Here is a 20,959-nt window from a genome sequence, read left to right on the forward strand (position 1 = left end):
ATGGTAAACGGCGCGTTAACGTGACGGTTACCGGATGCCTGCTAAGAGGGCAGCATGCATCATTCGATTCGAAAACATCTCGCGCTGGTTCCATTCGCGCTCGTTCTGCTCGCGCCCGCCGCGCGCGGCGGCGAGGCCGACGCGCTGCCGCCGGCCGTCCGCGATGCCAACGCCCAGTTGCTGTCGAAGTTTTTTGCGCAGGGTGGCGCGTCGCCGGCCGTGCTCGAATATCGGCGCAAGCTGCAGGAATATCAGGCGGCGCGCGCGGCCTTCGACGAGGAGGCGGGTGCCTATTGGAGCCAGATCTCCGAGAAGCGGAAAGGCCGCAACGCCAAGCGGCGCAGCGGACAGCAGGTCACGCTCGACGATTATGTGCTGCAGCATCCGCCGCTCTATAACGGGCCGAAGCGGCCGGTGAATCCGGAGCCGGAGGAAACGCCGGAGCGTCCGACCAGAAAGCCGATACCGGTGGTCGCCGATCTCCTGCAGGCGGCGCGGGAGCTCTATCAGTTCACGCCGCAGCGGCCGTCCAGCGAGGTCGAGTTCAAGCGCGCCTATGCGCGCTACGCGCTCGCCTCGGGGCTGACGCGCGAGCAGGCGGTGCGGGTCTATTCGTTCGAGACCGGCGGCACCGGCAATTACGACGTGCAGGCGGGTATTGAGCATGGCGGCAAGCGCGCGATCTCGACCGCGATGGGCTACAACCAGCTCCTGACCACCAACAGCGTCGAGCTGCTGGCCGAGCAGGGCCATGAACTCATCCGCGCGCTTTCCGACAAGGTGGCGCGGACGTCCGGGCCGGCGCGCCAGCCGCTCGAGCACAAGCTTGCCGTGCTGAAGAAGATGGTGGCGCAGGCGAAATCGGTGCCGGACACCTGGTCGGAGCACGAGAAGATCGGCAACACCGCGCAGGGCTGGGCCATGCATGCCATGGTGCTGGACATCGATATCGGCCCGATGCTGCAAACCCATAAGCTTTTGACTTCGGTGCTGTTCGCGCGCACCAAGGGCTACACCCGGCCGCTCACCGCCGCCGAGCTCGAGATGATGAACCTCACCGGCGACGGCACCGGCCTCGACATGGTGACGATGCCGCAGGCGATGCGCGAGCAGGTGCCGACCTCGAACTTCTTCCAGCGCGGCGGCTACGAGCGCAACCCGGTCGCGATCCGCCACAACACGGTGGCCAAGCTGCTGGCGGTGACGGATACGCGGATGGACTCGAACAGCAACAATGCCGGCGCACGGGAGCTGGCGGGGGCGTTCTAGTCCTCGCTGCCACATCCTCCGCTGTCATGCCCCGGCTTGACCGGGGCATCCAGTACGCCGCAGCCTCTCGATTGAAGCACAACGGCCTCTGGAATACTGGATCACCCGCCTTCGCGGGTGATGACACCGAATGCTTGGGTTGGCCGTCGCCCCTACTGATCCGACCCGAACTTGAACTTGCCGTCGCCTTCGAGATACGGGCCGCTGCGCATGTAGAGCTGGCCGTTGTGGCCGATGAAGAACAGCGTGCCTTTCGGCACCTTCTTGGCGCCCTTCAGGAGTTCACCGGCATTGCTGGTGCCCATCTTGTAGGAGAAGGTCTTGCCGTCCTTGTCATAGGCATAGCCGGTGTCGGGCTTGAGCTCCCAGGGCGTTGCCGCGGTCTGCGCCAATGCGGGTGCGCTGAACGCGCCGAGCGCTGCAGTGAGTGCAAGTGCAAATGTCTTCGTTGAAAATGCCATCATCCCATCCTCCCCATCGTTGGGGTTGCCATCTTGAACAAATCACGAACGGCGTTTACAGGTCAATTTGCGAAAGCGCCGCAGCGCATCACGTCCTGCCCAGCAGTTTGTGATTTTCCCTTCGTCCCCGCGCGACTATGTTCCGCTTTCAGTCTAGAACGCAATTCGACAAAAATATTGGTAGGGGGATGATTCGGATGAACCATGTCGTTAAAGCCTGCTCAGCCGCCGCGCTGTTGGTGACGACGCTGGCACCCGCCGCCTGGGCGGATGACTACCAGCTCAGCCACAACCAGCGGATTTCGTGCAGCCGTGGCCTCGCCCCGGGCAAGCTGAACACCGCGACCTGCAAGTCCTACACTTACCTGTTCAATACCAAGACCTCGGAATATTTCCGCTGCCAGGTCTCGCTCGCGCTGACCCGCGACAACAAGGAAGTCATCAACGTCCAGACCGACGGCGGTTGTACCAAGAAGCCGCGCATCTTCGAGACCGACGGCCACTATGATTTCGACGCCACCGAGACCGAGCCGCCGAACACCAACTCGTTCTTCGGCCCCGGCGGCTACTCGGTCTGGGCTGCCGATGTCACCGCGCAGAAGGTGCGCGGCTGCATCATCATCTCGTCCGGCCTCGGCTCCGACATCTCCAAGTGCCTGGACATGACCTTCCAATAAGGGCTTGCCAGCAAGAGCCTGCCAGTAAGGCTTGCCAGCGCGGCGAGACACGCGCCAGACCCTGACTGCGCCACCTCGCCGCACCCGCGGGTTCCCCAAAAATCGAGCCGGGTCAGCCGTTTACCGCAGTCCTGTTGTGACTTTTGGATGGGTTGACCCGCTTCCCCCATCCGGCCAATTTCCCGGCCGGTTTGGGGAGTACAACAACCATGAAACGGACGATTTTCGGCGCGGCCGCGGCTCTTGCCCTGGCGGCGTCGGCACCTTGCGCGCATGCGCAATCCTTCATCAACGTGCTGACCGGCGGCACCTCCGGCGTCTACTATCCGCTCGGGGTCGCGATCGGAAAGATCTACGGCGACAAGATTCCGAACGTGAAGACGCAGGTGCAGGCCACCAAGGCGTCGGTCGAGAACCTGATCCTGCTCCAGCAGGGCCGCGGTGAAATTGCGTTCACGCTGGGTGACTCGCTCAAAGCCGCCTGGGAGGGCGACGAGGAAGCCGGCTTCAAGACCAAGCTGGACAAGCTGCGCACCATCGGCGCGATCTATCCGAACTACATCCAGATTGTCGCGACCGCCGAATCGGGCATCAAGACGCTCGCAGATCTCAAGGGCAAGAGCCTCTCGGTCGGCGCGCCGAAGTCGGGCACCGAGCTCAATTCCCGTGCGATCCTCGCGGCCGCAGGTATGACCTATAAGGACCTCGGCAAGGTCGAATATCTGCCGTTCGCCGAATCCGTCGATCTCATGAAGAACCGCCAGTTGGGCGCGACGCTTCAATCGGCCGGCCTTGGCGTCGCCTCGCTGAAGGATCTCTCGAGTTCGGCCTCGATCACCGTGGTGTCGGTGCCGAAGGAGACCATCGACAAGATCGGCCCGCCCTTCATCTCGGCAATCATTCCGGCCAATACCTATACCGGCCAGGACAAGGACGTGCCGACCGCGGCCGTGGTCAACTATCTCGTGACGAGCTCCGCGGTGTCGGACGACCTCGCCTACCAGATGACCAAGCTGATCTTCGAGTCGCTGCCCGAATTGCAGAACGCCCATGCCGCGGGCAAGGAGATCAAGCTCGAGACGGCCGCCACCGGCAGCCCGGTTCCGCTGCACCCCGGCGCGATCCGCTACTACAAGGAAAAAGGGCTGATCAAGTAGTCAGCTTTCGCTATCGGACGTCATGGCCGGGCAAAAGCGCGAAGCGCGTCTTCGCGCAGATGTCCCGGCCATCCACGTTCTAAGGCTAGGCGAGAAAGTCCGTGGATGCCCGGGACAAGCCCGAGCATGACGGTCTGGAGACGCTGTGCAATGTTAAAAGCGCTGGACGGTTGGGGACATATCGATGTTGCAGGCAGAGGGCTCCGCAGGGCCTATCAAGGTTGAATTCGACAATTTCGAGCACGGTTTTCCGGAAGGTTTTGGTCCGGGCTGGTGGGGCACGCTCGCCTACTGGATCGGCATCGCCTTCGCCACCTTCCAGCTCTATGTCGCCGCCTTCAACTATCTGCCGAGCCAGGTGGTGCGCGGCGTCCATGTCGGCTTCCTCGTTCTCCTCACCTTCGGCCTGATCGCCAACTTTACCGCGAAGAGCGATGTCGGCCGTACGCTCGGCTGGGTGATCGGCGGCGCCGGCTTCTTCTGCGGCCTCTATCAATGGATCTTCTATGCCGACCTGATTGCGCGCGACGGCGATCCGACACGGCTCGATCTAGCGGTCGGCACGCTGCTCGCGGTGCTGATCTTCGAGGGCACGCGGCGCCTGATGGGCGCGGCGCTGCCGCTGATGTGCGGCGCGTGTCTTCTCTACTGTTTCTTCGGGCAGTACCTTCCGTCGCCGCTCAACCATCGCGGCTATGATTTCGACCAGATCGTCACGCATCTGTCGTTCGGCACCGAAGGTTTTTACGGCGTGCCGATCTACGTCTCGGCGACCTACATCTTCCTGTTCATCCTGTTCGGCTCGTTCCTGGAGCGCGCCGGCATGATCCAGCTGTTCACCGACGTTTCTCTTGGGCTATTTGGCAGGACCCGCGGCGGCCCCGCCAAGGTCGCGGTGTTCGCCTCGGGCATGATGGGCACGATCTCCGGCTCCGGCGTCGCCAACGTCGTCACCGTCGGCCAGTTCACGATTCCGCTGATGATCAGGTTCGGCTATCGCCGCGCCTTTGCGGCGGGCGTCGAGGCGACGGCCTCGATGGGCGGCCAGATCATGCCGCCGGTGATGGGCGCGGTCGCCTTCATCATGGCGGAGACGCTCGGCGTCCAGTACTCGGAAATCGTCAAGGCGGCGGCGATCCCCGCCATCCTCTATTTCGCTTCAGCGTTCTGGATGGTGCATCTGGAAGCCGGCAAGCACGGTCTCGTCGGCATGAAGCGCTCGGAGATCCCGAGCGCCTGGAAGGCGCTGGTGACGCGCTGGTACCTCGTGCTGCCGCTCGCCGCGCTCGTCTACATGCTGTTCGAGGGCTTTACGCCGCTCTATGCTGGCAGCATGGGCCTTGCGCTCACGGTGACGCTGATCCTGGGCGCCAGCATCACGGCCGGCGCCTCCTCGATGGTCGTCCGCTCCATCTTCTGGATCGGACTTGCGCTCGTCGTCGGCGCGCTGTCGCGCGACGGTCTCCAGATCGTGCCGGTCGCGAGCGTCGTCGTCGGGCTTATCGTGATCACGGCGTTCGTGCGCGGCGGGTTCGCGGCCTTGCGCGAATGCCGCAATGCGCTGGCCGAGAGTGCGAAGTCGGCGATCACGGTGGGTATGGCCTGCGCCATCGTCGGCGTCATCATCGGCATGATGTCGCAGACCGGCGTCGGCACCATTTTTGGCAGCTGGGTGATCGGTCTCGGCGAGAAGAGCCTGTTCCTGGCGCTGATCATGACCATGCTGCTGTCGATCCTGCTCGGCACCGGCATTCCGACCATCCCGACCTACATCATCACCGCCGCGCTCGCTGCGCCCGCGCTGGCGAAGCTCGGCGTGCCCTTGATCGCGAGCCACATGTTCGCGTTCTATTACGGCATCATGGCCGACCTCTCGCCGCCGGTGGCACTCGCCGCATTGGCGGCGGCACCGATCGCGAAGGAGAATCCGGACAAGATCGGCTGGGAGGCGATGCGTATCGCGCTGGCGGGTTATGTCATCCCCTTCATCTTCGTCTATTCGCCGGCGCTGATGCTGCAGACCGGCGATCCCATGGCGGCCAAGCTCGGCTTCTATGGTGCGGTGGCGCTCGCGACCTTCAAGGCGCTGGTGGCGATTGGCCTGTTCGGCATGGTCGCGATCGGCTTCCTGTTCACGCGCATGACGCTGCTCGAACGCGTGCTCGCGCTCGGAGCCGCGCTGTGCCTGCTCGGCGATTTCGCCTTCAGCGATACCGCCGGCTTCGTGCTTTCCGCCGCGCTGTTGCTGTGGCAATGGCGGCAGCGTCCGCCCGCCGTCGTCGAAGCCGCGTGAGCCTCTGCCTCGCAACAGCTGGAGTCGTGAAAGCGCTGGCGCTTTCCGCCTTCACGCTGGTGTGGACGCATTCGATCGCGAAGGTGGAGTGGCAGGAAGACTGGCGCGTCACCCCCGCCGGCCTCGAGCTGGTGCAGGCCCGCGTCAAGGGCACCGGTCCCGGCATGGAGCCGCCGCCCGAGGCGCGGCTCGTCGACGGCTGGTTTCAATGGCAGCCGCAGCGTGCGCCGATGCAGGAGGTCGTGCTTGGCAATTCCGGCGCGGCCGGGGAATGGCGGCTATGCCATGATGGAAGCTGCCGGACTCTTTCGGAGATTGTCGGGCATCCCATCGGTGCTAACGTCACCACGATGAAGGTCTGTAACGATCCGTAGCTCGCCACGCCCGGGCTACAATTAACAACAACACGGGAGACACGCGATGGATCGGCTCAAGGGCAAGGTTGCGATGGTGGTGGGCGCCGGCTCGATCGGGCCCGGCTGGGGCAACGGCAAGGCGACCGCGGTGACCTTTGCGCGCGAGGGCGCGCAGGTGTTTTGCGTCGATCGCAACGGTGCTGCAGCCGAGGAGACCGCGAAGATCATCACGGGTGAGGGCGGCAATGCGACTGCCTTCACCGCGGACGTCTCGCGCGCGAGCGAGATTGAGGCGATGGTGGCGACTTGCCTGAAGGCCCATGGCCGCATCGACGTGCTCGACAATAATGCCGGCATCGCCGAGATGGGCAGCGTGGTTGACCTCGCCGAAGAGAGCTGGGACCGCGTCTTCACCGTCAACCTCAAGAGCGCCTATCTCGCCATGAAGCAGGTCATCCCCGTGATGGTGAAGCAGGGCGGCGGCTCGATCATCAACATCTCCTCGATCGCCTCGATTCGCCATGTCGGGATTTCCTATGTCAGCTACAACGCCAGCAAAGCGGCGATGAACCAGTTGACGCGCTCCACCGCGGTCGAGTTCGCGAAGAACCATGTGCGGGTGAATGCAATCCTGCCCGGCCTGATGAAGACGCCGATGGTGGAGCATTCCGCGGGTCTCGCGAACAGCTACGCCAAGGGCGACGTCGAAGCGATGTGGCGCGCCCGCGATGCGCAGGTGCCGATGGGGCACATGGGCGAGGCCTGGGACGTCGCCAATGCCGCGCTGTTCCTGGCGTCGGACGAGTCGAAATATGTGACGGGGATCGAGCTGGTGGTGGACGGCGGGATCACGTGCAAGGCGGGGGCTTAAGGCGCCTCATACTCCACTGTCGTCCCGGGGCGCGCAAAGCGCGAACCCGGGACCCATAGCCACAGGACAGAGTTGTTTTGCTAAGCTGTAACTCCGAGCCTTCGTAACCACGCCGGCCTGTGGCTATGGATCCCGGATCTGCGCTGCGCCTGTCCGGGACGACATCGGAGAACTACTGCGCCAGCGCCAGAATCCCGCCGGCAAACGAATGCCACGCGGCACTCTCGCTGATCGGCCAGTTCAGCACCTTCACCGCCAGCAGCGCGAGCGTGCCGTAAATGTAGACCGGCTGCACGCGGCCATCGGTGCGCCAGTCGCGCACCATGGCGACGACGAGCAGGAGCGAAGCGACCACGGCGGGGGCGATCGTGACGGGCACCGGCGGCGGGCCGGGCGGTCCCGGAGGCGCGAGGAAGGTAATGAACCAGCGCGCGATCGCGGCATCGAGGATCGAGACCGCGGCAAGCAGCATCAGGCGCTTGTGAATCTCGGGCCTTCGCGTGTTGATGATTGCGAGCACGAACACCACCGCGAAGAACGCGATGCCGCTCATCGGCACGATCGAGAAGCCGATGCCGGCATCCTTCTGCCCAAGTGCGGCGGCGTGCTGCATCACATGCACGGAGGCGAGGAAGCCGAAGATCGTCATCGCGGTCGCAAGCGACACGCCGGCAACCCCGAGCGCGCGGTGATTGACCACGCGGCCCGACGCCGCGAGCCAGGTCTGGATCACGAAATAGAGAGACCAGGTGAAGAACAGGAGCCCGTGAAAATGAATGACCGGGCTCGCCGAAAACGTCCGCTGCGCGAGCGGTACGAAATAGGTCGGCGCGAAGCCGAGAAACGCGGTGGCTGCGCAGGCCAGTGCCATATTGAGATAAAAATATCGTGCAGGCGACGCATCACGCGCGCGTACACGACGGTCGTCGATCAAGGTCGTCATCTGGAATGAGTCTGGAGAGGCGGTGTTTGGTTCAAGCTCCTAACCACCTGGATAGGCCGGCACGCCGCTCAACGCTCGAGCGGAGTTTAACCGCCGGCGCTCAATTCTGCGCGATCGAGCTCTTCCTCGATCCGGTGAAACGCGTCGTCGCCGATCACCTCGGTATCGCGAAGGCCGAGGATCGATTTGCGCGCGGCCTCGATGGCGCGGCGGCGCAGCGGATCGGCGGGCAACTCGCCGTTGGCGATGCCGCCGTGCGGGTCGTCGTCGGCCTGCATCAGGATGGCGCGGTATTCGAGCCGCAGGATTTCCGCTTCCTCCGACGGATCGTCCTCGATCGCATCGAGCGCGGCGCGATAGGCGACTGCGCGGGCGCGCGCGACCTCGATACCGACGGGATCGTCGTCCTTGAGGCCGAAGGCGAGGATCAGCGGCCGCAGCGTCAGGCCCTGGATGACCAGCGAGCCCAGCACCACCGCAAAGGCGATGAAGACGATGAAGTCGCGGTAGGGGAAGTTTTCCGGCAGGGCGAAGGCGGTGGCGAGCGTGACGAGACCGCGCATGCCGCACCAGGAGATGATGAGGCCGCCCTTCGGCGAGGCGACCTGCTTGGGATCTTTCGGGTGATAGAGCCCGTGCGCGATCAGGACGCGCAGCGTCGCGCGGTAGAACGTGATCCAGGCAAGCCGCACCAGGACCACCGTGAGCAGGATCCAGGCTGCGGCCACGCAATATTCCCAGCGCACCTCCGCGTCCAACCGCGTCCAGATCGGCCGCATCTGCATGCCGATCAGCATGAAGGCGAGCACGTTGAGCACGAACACCATCGTCTCCCAGACCGCATAGGACGGCACCCGCAACCGCGCCGGCATGCGCGCCCCCGCCGTGCGCGCGACGGTGATGGCGTAGACGACGATGGTGAGGATGCCGGAGAGGCCGAGATGCTCGGCTGCGATCCAGACCATGAAGGTGGTGGCGAACTGCACGATGATCGCGCTCGGCGCTTCCTTCACGCGTTCCAGGAACAGCGGGATGATGCGCCCGGCCAAAAGACCGGCGAGGACGCTGCCGACCAGCCCGAGTGCAATCGTCGGCGCGACCTCGCTCCATTTCAGATGCTCCATGACGACGGCGCCGACCGCGATGCGATAGATCAGGAGCGCGCTGGCGTCGTTGAGCAGGCTCTCGCCTTCCAGGACCTTCACCATGCGATAGGGCAGCTTGACCTGGCTCAGGATTGCAACCGCTGCCGCGGCATCCGGCGGGGCCACGATGGCGCCGAGCGCAATGGCGGCGGCCCAGGGCATGTCAGGCATCAGCCGGTGCGCGACGAAGGCCACGCCGACCGTGGTCAGGCCGACCGCGGCGACCACCAGGGTCGAGACCGGAACCCAGTTGTTGCGGAGATCGCGCAGCGAGGTGTCGAAGGCGGCATCCATCAGCACCGGTGCGACAAAAAGTGCCAAGGCCAGGTCGGGTTCGAGCGTCCAGGAGGGGCTGTTCGGCACGAACGCGATCAGCGCGCCGCCGATGGCGAGAAAGGTCGGGTAGGGGACCTTGATCCGCCGCGCCAGCGCCGATAATGCAACGGCGCCGAGCAGAAGCACGGTGATCCATTCGAATGTCGACACGTTGATCCCCGAAACCGATTTTGGCTGTGCCACAAGCTAGCACCAATCCGGCCGTATGATGGATAGTGCACCCTCAAGGCAAGGCTCAAGCCAAGATTCAAGCCAAGATCCAAGCCAAGACTTTCCGACTGCAGCAAGCATGCGTTCTCAAAATCTCATTCGATTGTCCGGTGCGGTGGCGCTCTGTGCGCTTTCGCTTGGGGCGGCCCATGCCGCGACCGGCGGCGAGCCCGCCGCCGTCGTGCAGGTCGATGTCGCGCCGTGCCTCGCTGCTGCTGCTGCCGCCGACGACATGGACAAGGCCGGCCCCGCCTGCGCGTCCGTCATCGACAACGAGAAGACGGCCAAGGTGGACCTGGTCAAGGCGCTGGTCGCGCGCGGCGCGCTTTATGCGCGGCATGATCAGGTCGACCGCGCGATCGCCGACGACAGCCGTGCTCTTCAGCTCGATCCGACCCTGGCCGACCTCTTCAACGCCCGCGGCGAGCTCTGGCTGAAGAAGGGCGACAAGCCGAAGGCGGTGCAGGATTTCGGCGCCGCGCTGAAGATCGATCCGAACCACGAGAGGGCCAAGGCCAATCACAAGGCGATGGCGCGCGAGCTCGAGCGGATCGGCGCGCAGATGGCTGTGGCTGGCAAGCCAAGCTTCAATTGCAAGAGTGCGACCCGGGCGGTCGAGAAGGCGATCTGCGCCAACCGCGAGCTCGCCGATCTCGATCGGGAGATTTTTGCATCGAATGCCCGCGTGATCCGGGAGGCGCGCAATCCTGCGGAAGCCAAGGCGCTTCAGCGCGAGCAGGACGAGTTCATTGCCCGCCGCAATGCCGGATTTGGCCGGCCGGGCTACGATCTGAAGAAGACGATGCAGGAGCGGCTGCAGCGGATCAACGGGGTGGACGGGTATTGAGGGCTTCGTTCGCCTCTCCCCGCAAGCGGGGAGAGGGAGCGATACGCCCGTGCGTCCCTAACAGGCCCGAATTCCATTCCTCGCCCGCCGCGACAATGGTGAAAACCTGATGTCACGGAGTCTTCCTGATGTGCGGCACGCGTTCTTCCGCGCAAATGTTCCCGTTTGCCAAAATCCCGCTTCGCGCCTTCCTGCTCAGCGCCGCGATGAGCCTTGTCCTCGCCGCTCCGGCCTCTGCTGCCGTCGATTGCGTGATGGGCAGCAAGACTGCGCCGGCCGAACTGATCACGGCGTGCGGCGCCATCATCGACCAGACCACCAATTCGAGCTCCGACCGCGCCGCCGCGCTGCTGGTGCGCGCCGACGCCAATGCGCGAACCTCAGGCGGCCTCACGCAGGCGCTGCGGGATATCGACCGCGCCATCGCGCTGGACGGCAAGAACGCAAAGGCCTGGCGCCTGCGCGGCGACCTGCTGCGCGAGGCCGGCGGCGATCTCAACCGTGCCGCGGCTGATCTCAGCAAGGCCATCGAACTCGATCCGCAGGACGCGGAAGCCTACGAGCTGCGCGGCGTCGTCTACACCAATCAGCGCCGGCTCGACCGCGCGCTCGCCGATTACGATCAGGCGATCAAGCTGAAGCCGGATGATGCGCAGGCCTGGTCCGACCGCGGCGTGAACTATTATCTCGGCGGTGACAACGAGAAGGCGATCCGTGATCTCAGCGAGGCGCTGCGGCTCGATCCGAACCGGCCGCGCGCCTACACCAATCGCAGCGCGGCCTACAAGAAGCTCGGCCAGCTCGACAAGGCGGTCGCCGATGACGGCGAGGCGATCAGGCTCGATCCGAAGGTCCCCGAATATTACGACAATCGTGGCCTGGTGCTGGCCGCGATGGGTGAGTACGACAAGGCGATCGCCGACTACGACCAGGCGCTGCGGCTGGCGCCGCGGCCGAACTTCTTCACCAACCGCGGCGATTCCTACCAGCTCAAAGGCGAGCTTGGCGCGGCGCTCAGCGACTACGAGGCTGCGCTCAAGATCGATCCGAATTTCGCGCAGACCTTCAACAACCGCGCGGTGCTCTACAAGAAGATGGGCGAGCGCAAGAAGGCGCTGGCCGATTACGAGACGGCGCTGAAGCTCGATCCCGGCAACGAGAACGCGGCCAACGGCCGCCGCAGCATGATCGCCGAGATCGCGAAGTTCGGCGCCGAGCCGCTGCGTCCGCTCGCGGCGAATTCCGGCAACGGCCCGTCGTTCGATTGCGCCACGGCAAAGCGCGAGGTCGAGAAGGTGATCTGCGCCGATCCGCAACTCGGCGTGCTCGATCGCCAGATCGCCGAGACCTATGAGCGGGTGCTGAAGGCCACGAAAGGCCGTTCGGCCGGCGACCTCCGCAAGACCCAGCGCGATTTCCTCGCCACGCGGAATGCGAGCTTCGGCCGGCCCGGCTATGATCTGAGGAAGGTTATGCAGGATCGCCTGCAGCGGCTGAATGCGATGGAGAGTTGAGGCGCCTCGACGCGCACACTGCGTTCCCTCCCCCCCTTGCGGGGGAGGGTTAGGGAGAGGGGTGGCCACAAACTCTAGACCGAGTTCGTGGCCACCCCTCTCTCCCGCTCTCCCCCGCAAGGGGGAGAGGGCTAACCTTTGTCGTGGCTCCAGCTTGCTGCGATGGCCTTTCTTCCCTCCCTCCCAAAGACCCATCCTTTTCAGCTTGAACCGCGGCCCGTTCCCGGGAAAATACCTCTCAAACAACGCCGGCACTTGATCCCTGTCATGGCGGGACGCTCGTCCTGTCGGTCAGGTCAAGGCCAGGCGAATAAAGGGATGGGAGCGCGGGAATGAACGTCAAGGGAACGAGCCTCTATCACGAGGTCCATGCGCGCTCGCTGGCTGATCCCCAGGGCTTCTGGGCCGAGGCGGCCACGGAGATCGACTGGATCGAGCCGCCAAAGACGATCTTCGATGCCTCGCAGGGCGTCTACGGCCGCTGGTTCATGGGGGGCGTCGTCAACACCTGCTACAACGCGCTCGACCGCCATGTCGAACGCGGCCGCGCCGACCAGGTTGCGCTGATCCATGATTCGCCGCTGACCGGCTCGGTCACCAGGTTCACCTATGCCGAGCTATTGGCTGAGGTGCAGGCGCTCGCCGCCATCATGCAGGATTTTGGTGTCGCCAAGGGCGATCGCGTCATCCTCTATATGCCGATGGTGCCGGAGGCCGTCGTCGCGATGCTCGCCTGCGCGCGCATCGGCGCGGTGCACTCGGTGGTGTTCGGCGGCTTTGCCGCCAAGGAGCTCGCCACCCGTATCGACGACGCGCAGCCGAAGCTCATTCTCTCCGCAAGCTGCGGCATCGAGCCCGGCCGGATCGTGCAGTACAAGCCGCTGCTCGACGAGGCGATCAAGCTTGCGGGCACGAAGCCGAAGGCCTGCATCGTGCTGCAACGTCCCCAGCACATCTGCGACCTCACGCCGGGCCGCGACTACGATTGGGCGAGCCTTCGCCGCAAGGCGTTGAACGACGGCAAGAAGGCCCCTTGCGTGCCTGTCGCCGCCACCGATCCGCTCTACATCCTCTACACCTCAGGCACGACCGGTATCCCCAAGGGCGTCGTGCGCGACAATGGCGGCCATCTCGTTGCGGTGAAATGGTCGATGTTCAATCTCTATGGCGTCAAGCCGGGCGAGGTCTGGTGGTGTGGCTCCGACATCGGCTGGGTGGTCGGCCACAGCTACATCATCTATGGCCCGCTGCTGCATGGTGCGACCTCGATCATGTACGAGGGCAAGCCAATCGGCACGCCCGATGCCGGCGCGTTCTGGCGCGTCATCAGCGAGCACAAGGCGGTCGCCTTCTTCACGGCACCGACGGCGTTCCGCGCGATCCGCAAAGAGGATCCGGAAGGAAAGTTCATCCGGCAATACGACCTGTCGCAATTCCGCACGCTGTTCCTCGCCGGCGAGCGTGCCGATCCGCCGACGGTGGAATGGGCGGAGCAGCAGCTGAAGGTGCCTGTCATCGACCATTGGTGGCAGACCGAGACGGGCTGGTGCATCGCCGGCAATCCGGTCGGTCTCGGCATGCTGCCGGTGAAGCATGGCTCGCCGACGGTGCCGATGCCGGGCTACCAGGTCGACGTCGTCGACGAAGCCGCAAAGCCCGTCGGTCCCAACACCATGGGCTCGATCGTCATCAAGCTGCCGATGCCGCCGGCTTGCCTGCCGACGTTGTGGAATCAGGACGCGCGCTTCAAGGACGCCTACCTCACTGAATTCCCCGGCTATTACAAAACCTCGGACGCCGGCTACAAGGATGAGGACGGCTACGTCTTCGTCATGGGCCGCACCGACGACATCATCAACGTCGCCGGCCACAGGCTCTCCACCGGCGGCATGGAGGAGATTCTGGCCTCGCATCCGGATGTCGCCGAATGTGCCGTGCTCGGCGTCAAGGACGCGATCAAGGGCGAGGTGCCCTGCGGCTTCCTGGTGCTCAAGGCCGGCGTGAAGCGCGCGCCTGCGGAGATCGAGAAAGAGATCGTCGCGCTGGTGCGCGACAGGCTCGGCCCCGTCGCCGCCTTCAAGCTCGCCATCACCGTCGGCCGCCTGCCCAAGACGCGTTCCGGCAAGATCCTGCGCGGTACCATCAAGAAGATCGCCGATGGCGAAGCCTGGACCATGCCGGCCACGATCGAGGATCCCAAGGTGCTGGACGAGATCGGCGAGGCGCTGAAGGGCAGGGTGTGAGGCGATCTCCGCTGTCGTCACCCGCGAAAGCGGGTGATCCAGTACGCCGCGGCCGGAGTTGTGTGACCACCCAATGACCGCCGCGGAGTACTGGATTCCGCGCCTGCCGCCTACGCTAAAGCTTCGGCGCCCCTGGACCTCAACCCCGGCGAAGCCTTGGCGTAGCCGGGTCGCGGGGAATGACAGCGCGTGGGGAACGACGCCCAGGGACTTACAATCTCCTCATTCCGGGCTAAACAGGGCCGGCCAACAGGGGACCTCGTATGCCACTCGCCACCGCGCAGCGCCTGCTTGTCGCCGTGCTGCTCGCCGTCGCTGTCTCCGCCTGCTCCGCGCGCTACCAGACGCCGGTGGCGGTGGGCGGTGACGATGACGACGCGGTCTGTCAGAGTCGCGGCTATGCGCAGGGCTCACCCGAATACGTGGCCTGCCGCAAGGACCGCGACGTCCAGCGCAACGCTGCCACCGCCCGGTCCGACCGCCGTCAGCGCGATCTCGGCGAGTACATGCTGAACCATCCCGAGCGGCCTTGACCCTTACGAGAGCCACGAAGACCGTTCCAGGTCGGCCGGCGGATGTTTTTGGAGCGACTCGCCCCTGGTGACGCGAGACCGGGAGAGCATGCCGTCCTATGCGAGAAGCTGTCACCCTCTGGCAACCGTCGGGTCTCTCGGATATCTCAAGTCTGACCGATGGAGTAAGCGGCTAGAGGGGCGCAGATGGTTAATTTGCTTCGAGATGCAGAGATCGAAGGTTTGTTGCAAGCGACGCCATCGTTGATCGAGAATTTTGACGCTAGCCGGCTAGCGGCAGGAAAATCTCCGGTGAAAGGTGCGACGCTCGATCTTGCGGTTGGCGACATCTTCGTGCCGGGAGCAAAAGTCAACAGACTTGGGGGATTGGAACGTCCCCGATCTCATTTGTCACTGAAGTGCGGACAAACTGCAATCTTACGAAGTTCCGAAAAGATTCATATGCCCAAGGATGTTGCGGGAATTGGGTTTCCGCCCTCTACAAGCGCATCGCTCGCTGGCCTTTTAAGTACCAATCCCGGGCACATTGATCCCGACTACGTCGGCTATCTGCATCTTACCGTCGTCAACATGGGGAAGGAGAATTTCCCCATTGCTCGTGGTGATAGAATGATGCGGGTGATGTTCTTCCAACTCGACGGTGACGCGCAGCGGAAGCTCGGTGAACTGCCGCCGCCTCTTACTGAGGAACTCTTGGGACGACTTTCACACGACTTTCTTGACATTGACGATCGAGCAAAGAAGGCTGAAGAAGTCAGGCTCCGCTCGTGGCAACTTTGGGCCAGCTTCTTCGGTGCAGCATTAACCGTCGCTCTAACATTTGGATATCAATTGTTCATAGGCCAGCGTGATCTAGTACCCGGAATCAGAGCTGAGTGATACGGCGGCCTTTGAAACGGCGTTGACGGACCTTTTTCTTGGTCCAGACGAAGGGCTCGGCTCTGTCGTTGTATGCGTTGACGTAGGCATCGATGTGTTCCTGAAGCTGCTTGAGGCTCGTGAAGGAGGTGCCGCTGAGCGACTGCCCCTGCAAGATGGAAAACCATACTTCGACCTGATTGAGCCATGACGCACTTGTCGGCGTGAAATGAAATTGCACGTTGGGGTGGGCCTTGAGCCAGTCCTCGTTCTTTTTATGGGTGTTGAGGTTGTCGAGGATGACGTGAAGCTTGCGGTTCGGAAAAGCCGCGGTGACGCTGTTCATGAAATCGAGAAACTCGACGCGGCGCCGGCGTTTTGAATGGGGCGCGATGATCTTTCCGGTGGCGACTTCGAGCGCCGCAAACAATGTTGTGGTGCCATGCCGCTTGTAATCGTGGCTTTGGCCGGTCAAGGCGCGGCCATTGGGCAACTTCAGATAACCCTGCGCTCGCTCCAAAGCCTGGATCGAGGGCTTCTCGTCCACGCACAGCACAATGGCCTTCGCCGGCGGCGCGACATAGAGGCCGACAACATCGGCGGCTTTGGCCGTAAAGTTCGGTCGTTGCTCTCGCACCAGGACTTGCGAGCCACCAGGTCAATCTTGTGGCTGCGCAGGAACCGCCAGACATATTGGACATCGACATCGCCCAGCGCCTCGGCCAGCAGGGGGCCGGTCCAGCGCGCAAACCCTTGCGGTGGCGGCTTATCCAGCAGCTTCAGAATCCGCTTGTCGGTCGTCTTCGTATAGATCGGCTGCTTGCCAGGCCGCGGCTTGTCTTGCAGCCCTTCAAGGCCATGGTCGGCATAGCGATGCCGCCAAAGGCTGACAATCCGCGGCTGGACCCCAACTTCCTTGGCGATCGACCGGGTGCTGCGCCCATCCGCCGCCAACAGAACTATCCGCGCCCGCTTCAAATCGCGCTGCAACGTCACCGGTGAGCGACAGCACGCCTCAAGCACCTTGCGATCTTTCCTCGAAAGGTGGACTTCTCTTGCTTCGGGTATCATCCCGACCTTGAATCACGACTCACGCTCCAAGAAAAGTGGGTACTAGTCTCGCAAGTGTCGAAAATGGAGGGGCGACTAAACACGCTTGGAGGATCATTGAATGTTAGCTCTTTCGATGACCAGATAAAGAAGCTAGGACTCTTGGAGGAGCGTCTGAAGATGCTCGAAGCAAAGAGTTCTGCGACAAAACGATCTGGACGACGGTGATGCCAAAGTTATTTGTGTTAGCGAGGCCATCTTTCACGGATGAATTTGCGACATTTTTGGCCGAAGAGAATGAGGTTTGGCGGTTTGCTGGAGGGAGCGCAGCAGAGCGACTTGTGGAGTTTGCTGGTCGTATCTGCTACATGTCGTTTGGCCGTCGGCAATCTCCCAAGCGCAATTCGGAATATATTGGCAATCTTATTCGTCAGGGTCACGAGAGTGTCTTAGAGCACGTTTCCTGGACTTTCTTGCTTTCGGACGTTACGCGTTCTTTCACTCATCAGTTGGTGCGCCATCGCGCAGGCTTTTCCTTTAGTCAGTTATCGCAGCAATACCACGATGAGAGTGACGCGAGGTCGATCGTTCCAGAAGGATTAGATGACATCCCAGGAGCGACTGAGGTGTTTGAGCGCGCAGTCAATGCTTCGCGGGAGGCTTATAGACAGATTTTGGCAAAGCTGGCGTCCGAACCGGATCAGTCCAAGGAATCTCTGCGAGCAATCCGGAGCGCTGCTCGAAGTGTGCTGCTCAATGCGACCGAAACAAAAATAGTAATAACGGCCAACGCTCGTGCGATCAGGCACTTCTTAGATGTCCGTGGCGCGATAGATGGCGATGTGGAAATGCGGCGGGTAGCGAAACTAATTTACGATGTACTTATCGAGGATGCCCCAGCACTCGTCGCCGACTTTGTTGAAGAGAAGCTGTCCGATGGTACTCCTCGAATAGTAAAGATCCGCCAGTTGACGAGTTAGCCCGTCCTATTCGTGAGAGTGCGGCTTTTTGGCCCGATTGATGCGGCCGCACATCTTGTCTGACGAGGCGCACAGGATTGCCTTCGGCTTTTCACCGCCTGACGACCCGTACTTTGCAACGCGCTTGAGGTATAGGTTGGGCGAACGGGGGGCGGACGCCCCGCCGGTCAAGGACCGAGCGGCAGCAACGCGCCTGGCAAGCCGCGGATCAGGTCGGCTTCGGGACATGCCGCGGCAAACGCAAGGCGAATGCGGCTCGTGGTCTCGACCACACGGGCAGCGATTTTCAAGAGACGAAGACGCAGCGTCGCGAACTCGGCAGCGGCCAATTCCCGGGCTTTGGGAATGGCGTCGCGCACGGTCAGCATCAGCCAATAAGCGGCCGTATGGAGCACGAGACGGACCTGGTTGGCGAGCGCCGAACGGCAGCTGGTGCGGTCGGAGGCGAGCTGTGTCTTATGCAGCTTGATCAGATTCTCTGCTTGGCCGCGCGCGCAATACAGGCTGTCGTAGATCCACTCGGCCGAGCCGACATCGAGGCTGGTGACGACGAAGCGGATGTCGAGGCCGAGCATCGTCGCCTCAATACGGGCGACAGTGCGCCGTTCGCGATCCCAGGACTTTGCCTTGTGGCGCGTCTCGGTATAGCCACGCAGAACCGGCAGGTTCTCGATGGCGCGTCGCGTGCGGATGTCGTCGGCGACCTCGTCGACTTTTCTGGCGAGAGGCTTGGTGCCGGACAGACCGAAGATGTAGTCGATGCCGTTGGTCTCGCACCACGCCATGGCCTCCGGCCGGGCATAGTGCCCGTCGCCACGGAACGTAATTTGCGTGTTGTGCCATCGCGTCCGGATATGCCGTACCAGGCGGCGCAGATGGGCACGCACCTCGACGCCGCCCGGCGTCTTGCCGGGCCGCAGCACGACGGCCACGGGCCGGCTCTTCTCCGTGTCGTAGACGTGGATCGGCAGGAAGCAGCGTTCGTCATAATGAGCGTTGAACAGCGAGAGCTGCTGATGGCCGTGGACGACGTCGCAGGTATCATCGATGTCGAGCGTGACGGATGCCGGCTCGTGGGGGTAGCTATCCATCCATGCGTCGACCAAAATGTAGGTCAGCCGGATCACGTCGCGCAGGCGCGGAGCATTCTCCAGCCGCGACAGCGTCGGCTGGGAACACAAATCCCGGCCCGTGTCCGGCAGCCGTCCGCAGGCCAGTTTGAATGCCGGATCGGACCTCAGATGATCGAGGTCGTCGGCGTCCTCGTAGCCGCAGCAGATCGCGAACATGCGAGCGCGGAGCATATCGACCAGGCTGTGCACGACCCGCGTCGGATCGCGCCGATCCGGGAACACCCGGGCCAGATTGTTGGCCAAACCGAGACGCCGCTCGGCCATCGCCAGAAGCATCACGCCCCCGTTCGAGGTTAGGCGCCCACCATCGAAGGCAGCTGTGACTTTCTTGGCGTGAACGGCTGGAAACGAGAAGGGCGGAATCGTATCGTCGGTCATGGCGGGCGTGGCGTTCGCGGTTGGAGGTGATGGGGTTGGCTTCGCAACCGAATCCTACGCCGCATCAGCGCTTTACCCCTCAGGCGCACTCTTACGAATAAGACGGGTTAAGTTGAAGAAAGATTGAGTGACTCCCGATCATTTCTGTGCCGAAACGTGGAGTCGCGGTCGTGCCGCGTCCAAAGAAACCGGCGCGAGCGGCCTATTAGACGCGGTAGGTGATCAGCCTCCGAAACGAGACTATCAAGCATGAAGAGATCGAGCGCGAGGCAGAGGTTTTATTTGTGTTGAATTCTTGCTTCTCGATAGTGGTCTGAAATCGTATCATCGGTCATGGCGGGCGTGGCGTTCGCGGTTGAAGGTGATGGGGTGGCTTCGCAACCGAATCCTACGCCGCATCAGCGCTTTACACCACGCTCGCCAGCCTCTCAGGCGCCCTCTCGCGAATAAGACGGGTTAACGCGCACACAATTCGCCGGGAATGGACGCAATAGTACCGAAATATAACGCACGGAATTATCCTGCCGCGCTATTCGCTCATTCGCGTTTCTCGTGACACATCGGCAACGCCACAACCGAATCGTGTCGCGTCAGTCCTGATTTGATCGGCGTCAAATCCATCACCATCCCCTTTCTGCTCTGACGCTGATGTCGCGCAACGACGCGCGAGAGATGGCTGAAGGGGAATGCAATGAACGGAACGACAAAAAACCTGGCGCGGCTTGCGACGGTTGGCGCGATGCTCGTGGGGACTTTTGGCTCGGTACAGGCGGCCGATCTGCCTGTCTATAAGAAGGCACCGCCGCCGGTAGAAGCGTTCAATCCGTGGATGGTGCGTCTGCGCGTGCTTGGCGTGTTGCCGGATGCCGGTGGCTCAACCGTCAATGTCGCAGGCGTGCCGTCGCTGTCGTCGCCGAATTCCGGGCTCTCGATCAGCGACCAGGTCGTGCCCGAGCTCGACATCAGCTATTTCTTCACCAGGAACATCGCGGCCGAGCTGATCCTCGGCGTGACCAGGCACTCGATCAGCGGCAACGGCTCGCTCGCGAACCTGCCGATCGGCAAGACCACGCTGCTGCCGCCGACGCTGACCTTGCAATATCACTTCGACAATTTCGGCGCGTTCAAGCCGTATATCGGCGCCGGCGTGAACTACACCGTGTTCTTCAACAATTCGGCTGCCAATGCGCCAGCCGCCATCGTCGGTCCGCCCGCGATCGTTGCCACCACCACCAGCGTGCACGTCAGCAACGCCTGGGGCGGCGCCGTGCAGTTCGGCTTTGACTACATGCTCGACCGGCACTGGGGTCTCAACGTCGACGTCAAGAAGCTCTGGCTGCGGCCGGATTACTCAGCGACCGTCAGCGGCCTGCCGGTCACAGGCACCGCGCATATCGATCCGTGGCTGGTCGGTGGCGGTGTGACGTACAAGTTTTGACGCGTTGTTTGAAGACGAACTGTGGCCGCGGTTGACCCTGCGCTCCCTCCCCCCTTGCGGGGGAGGGCGGGGGAGAGGGGCAGCCCAGCAAAAGGCGCGAGAGAGCTTCGCCAGCCGCTTTGAATTGATGGAGGAAGTCCCCGTGGGGCAACCCCTCTTCCCAACCTTCCCCCGCAAGGGGGGAGGGGACTGCAGCTTGCGTGTGGCTGCATCTGTGCCGATCGCGAGGGTCTCCGCAAAACAAAAACGCGGCAGGTTTCCCCGCCG

General features: G+C 63.0%; 17 protein-coding genes and 1 pseudogene. 13 read left to right on the top strand and 5 right to left on the bottom strand.

Features of this window, described 5'->3' with window-relative positions; translation table 11 throughout:
• Positions 1 to 54 precede the first annotated feature (54 nt).
• Entirely contained in the window at positions 55 to 1,269 is a 1,215-nt protein-coding gene (locus J4G43_RS06120; RefSeq protein ID WP_208084247.1) for a hypothetical protein, read from the top strand.
• A gap of 152 nt (positions 1,270 to 1,421) precedes the next feature.
• On the opposite strand, the gene J4G43_RS06125 is transcribed toward J4G43_RS06120, so the two are convergent.
• Positions 1,422 to 1,730: a hypothetical protein gene (locus J4G43_RS06125; RefSeq protein ID WP_208089254.1), complete on the bottom strand. Its 309-nt coding sequence runs from the start codon at positions 1,728 to 1,730 to the stop codon at positions 1,422 to 1,424.
• Between the two features lie 197 nt (positions 1,731 to 1,927).
• Here J4G43_RS06125 and J4G43_RS06130 point away from each other — a divergent pair, with 197 nt between their 5' ends.
• From J4G43_RS06130 to J4G43_RS06150, 5 genes are all read left to right on the top strand, one after another.
• Complete coding sequence (locus tag J4G43_RS06130; RefSeq protein WP_208084248.1) at positions 1,928 to 2,407, top strand: hypothetical protein; 480 nt, start codon at positions 1,928 to 1,930, stop codon at positions 2,405 to 2,407.
• 209 nt (positions 2,408 to 2,616) lie between these two features.
• A complete protein-coding gene (locus J4G43_RS06135; RefSeq protein WP_166104196.1) occupies positions 2,617 to 3,564 on the top strand; it encodes a TAXI family TRAP transporter solute-binding subunit in 948 nt (315 codons plus the stop codon).
• Positions 3,565 to 3,748: 184 nt separating this feature from the next.
• Positions 3,749 to 5,857, top strand: a complete 2,109-nt coding sequence (locus tag J4G43_RS06140) for a TRAP transporter permease (RefSeq protein ID WP_208084249.1) — start codon at positions 3,749 to 3,751, stop codon at positions 5,855 to 5,857.
• Positions 5,818 to 6,231, top strand: a complete 414-nt coding sequence (locus tag J4G43_RS06145; RefSeq protein ID WP_208084250.1) for a DUF1850 domain-containing protein — start codon at positions 5,818 to 5,820, stop codon at positions 6,229 to 6,231. Before J4G43_RS06140 ends, J4G43_RS06145 begins: the two co-directional genes overlap by 40 nt.
• Positions 6,232 to 6,277: 46 nt before the next feature.
• The gene (locus J4G43_RS06150; protein ID WP_208084251.1) at positions 6,278 to 7,084 is read left to right on the top strand and encodes an SDR family NAD(P)-dependent oxidoreductase; all 807 of its coding nucleotides are present in this window, start codon (positions 6,278 to 6,280) and stop codon (positions 7,082 to 7,084) included.
• 172 nt (positions 7,085 to 7,256) lie between these two features.
• Here the strand turns inward: J4G43_RS06150 and J4G43_RS06155 are convergent, their stop codons facing one another.
• Positions 7,257 to 8,027, bottom strand: coding sequence for a hypothetical protein (locus tag J4G43_RS06155; RefSeq protein WP_208084252.1), 771 nt, complete (start codon positions 8,025 to 8,027; stop codon positions 7,257 to 7,259).
• 86 nt (positions 8,028 to 8,113) lie between these two features.
• A complete protein-coding gene (locus J4G43_RS06160) occupies positions 8,114 to 9,691 on the bottom strand; it encodes a cation:proton antiporter (RefSeq protein ID WP_208084253.1) in 1,578 nt (525 codons plus the stop codon).
• Positions 9,692 to 9,797: 106 nt separating this feature from the next.
• Between J4G43_RS06160 and J4G43_RS06165 the strand changes: the two genes are divergently transcribed.
• From J4G43_RS06165 to J4G43_RS06185, 5 genes are all read left to right on the top strand, one after another.
• Positions 9,798 to 10,565, top strand: a complete 768-nt coding sequence (locus J4G43_RS06165; RefSeq protein WP_208084254.1) for a tetratricopeptide repeat protein — start codon at positions 9,798 to 9,800, stop codon at positions 10,563 to 10,565.
• Positions 10,566 to 10,693: 128 nt separating this feature from the next.
• Positions 10,694 to 12,079: a tetratricopeptide repeat protein gene (locus tag J4G43_RS06170; RefSeq protein WP_208084255.1), complete on the top strand. Its 1,386-nt coding sequence runs from the start codon at positions 10,694 to 10,696 to the stop codon at positions 12,077 to 12,079.
• A gap of 332 nt (positions 12,080 to 12,411) precedes the next feature.
• Positions 12,412 to 14,322 carry a propionyl-CoA synthetase gene (locus J4G43_RS06175; protein ID WP_208084256.1) on the top strand — a complete coding sequence of 637 codons (1,911 nt, stop codon included), beginning with the start codon at positions 12,412 to 12,414 and terminating at the stop codon, positions 14,320 to 14,322.
• A 263-nt stretch (positions 14,323 to 14,585) separates the two neighbouring features.
• Entirely contained in the window at positions 14,586 to 14,855 is a 270-nt protein-coding gene (locus J4G43_RS06180) for a hypothetical protein (protein ID WP_208084257.1), read from the top strand.
• 186 nt (positions 14,856 to 15,041) lie between these two features.
• Entirely contained in the window at positions 15,042 to 15,734 is a 693-nt protein-coding gene (locus J4G43_RS06185; RefSeq protein WP_208084258.1) for a dCTP deaminase domain-containing protein, read from the top strand.
• On the opposite strand, the pseudogene J4G43_RS06190 reads toward J4G43_RS06185, so the two are convergent.
• Positions 15,721 to 16,784, bottom strand: a pseudogene (locus J4G43_RS06190) (IS630-like element ISRj1 family transposase). The gene J4G43_RS06185 and the pseudogene J4G43_RS06190 overlap by 14 nt on opposite strands.
• A 206-nt stretch (positions 16,785 to 16,990) precedes the next feature.
• Between J4G43_RS06190 and thyX the strand changes: the two are divergent.
• The gene (gene thyX, locus J4G43_RS06195; RefSeq protein ID WP_208084259.1) at positions 16,991 to 17,743 is read left to right on the top strand and encodes an FAD-dependent thymidylate synthase; all 753 of its coding nucleotides are present in this window, start codon (positions 16,991 to 16,993) and stop codon (positions 17,741 to 17,743) included.
• A 167-nt stretch (positions 17,744 to 17,910) separates the two neighbouring features.
• Here the strand turns inward: thyX and J4G43_RS06200 are convergent, their stop codons facing one another.
• A complete protein-coding gene (locus tag J4G43_RS06200; RefSeq protein ID WP_208084167.1) occupies positions 17,911 to 19,254 on the bottom strand; it encodes an IS1380-like element ISBdi2 family transposase in 1,344 nt (447 codons plus the stop codon).
• Between the two features lie 691 nt (positions 19,255 to 19,945).
• Between J4G43_RS06200 and J4G43_RS06205 the strand changes: the two genes are divergently transcribed.
• Entirely contained in the window at positions 19,946 to 20,692 is a 747-nt protein-coding gene (locus tag J4G43_RS06205) for an OmpW/AlkL family protein (protein WP_208084260.1), read from the top strand.
• Positions 20,693 to 20,959 lie beyond the last annotated feature (267 nt).

It is taken from the genome of Bradyrhizobium barranii subsp. barranii (assembly GCF_017565645.3).
Taxonomy (GTDB): Bacteria; Pseudomonadota; Alphaproteobacteria; order Rhizobiales; family Xanthobacteraceae; genus Bradyrhizobium; species Bradyrhizobium barranii.

Excerpts from the sequence above, each read along its gene's own strand:
- J4G43_RS06150 (WP_208084251.1), top strand. The coding sequence starts at position 6,278 with ATGGATCGGCTCAAGGGCAAGGTTGCGATGGTGGTGGGCGCCGGCTCG.
- J4G43_RS06145 (WP_208084250.1), top strand. The coding sequence starts at position 5,818 with ATGGCGGCAGCGTCCGCCCGCCGTCGTCGAAGCCGCGTGAGCCTCTGC.
- J4G43_RS06165 (WP_208084254.1), top strand. The coding sequence starts at position 9,798 with ATGCGTTCTCAAAATCTCATTCGATTGTCCGGTGCGGTGGCGCTCTGT.
- J4G43_RS06200 (WP_208084167.1), bottom strand. The coding sequence starts at position 19,254 with ATGACCGACGATACGATTCCGCCCTTCTCGTTTCCAGCCGTTCACGCC.
- J4G43_RS06155 (WP_208084252.1), bottom strand. The coding sequence starts at position 8,027 with ATGACGACCTTGATCGACGACCGTCGTGTACGCGCGCGTGATGCGTCG.
- J4G43_RS06185 (WP_208084258.1), top strand. The coding sequence starts at position 15,042 with ATGGTTAATTTGCTTCGAGATGCAGAGATCGAAGGTTTGTTGCAAGCG.
- J4G43_RS06140 (WP_208084249.1), top strand. The coding sequence starts at position 3,749 with ATGTTGCAGGCAGAGGGCTCCGCAGGGCCTATCAAGGTTGAATTCGAC.
- J4G43_RS06205 (WP_208084260.1), top strand. The coding sequence starts at position 19,946 with ATGAACGGAACGACAAAAAACCTGGCGCGGCTTGCGACGGTTGGCGCG.
- J4G43_RS06180 (WP_208084257.1), top strand. The coding sequence starts at position 14,586 with ATGCCACTCGCCACCGCGCAGCGCCTGCTTGTCGCCGTGCTGCTCGCC.
- J4G43_RS06120 (WP_208084247.1), top strand. The coding sequence starts at position 55 with ATGCATCATTCGATTCGAAAACATCTCGCGCTGGTTCCATTCGCGCTC.
- J4G43_RS06130 (WP_208084248.1), top strand. The coding sequence starts at position 1,928 with ATGAACCATGTCGTTAAAGCCTGCTCAGCCGCCGCGCTGTTGGTGACG.
- J4G43_RS06135 (WP_166104196.1), top strand. The coding sequence starts at position 2,617 with ATGAAACGGACGATTTTCGGCGCGGCCGCGGCTCTTGCCCTGGCGGCG.
- J4G43_RS06170 (WP_208084255.1), top strand. The coding sequence starts at position 10,694 with ATGTGCGGCACGCGTTCTTCCGCGCAAATGTTCCCGTTTGCCAAAATC.
- J4G43_RS06125 (WP_208089254.1), bottom strand. The coding sequence starts at position 1,730 with ATGGCATTTTCAACGAAGACATTTGCACTTGCACTCACTGCAGCGCTC.
- thyX (WP_208084259.1), top strand. The coding sequence starts at position 16,991 with ATGCCAAAGTTATTTGTGTTAGCGAGGCCATCTTTCACGGATGAATTT.
- J4G43_RS06175 (WP_208084256.1), top strand. The coding sequence starts at position 12,412 with ATGAACGTCAAGGGAACGAGCCTCTATCACGAGGTCCATGCGCGCTCG.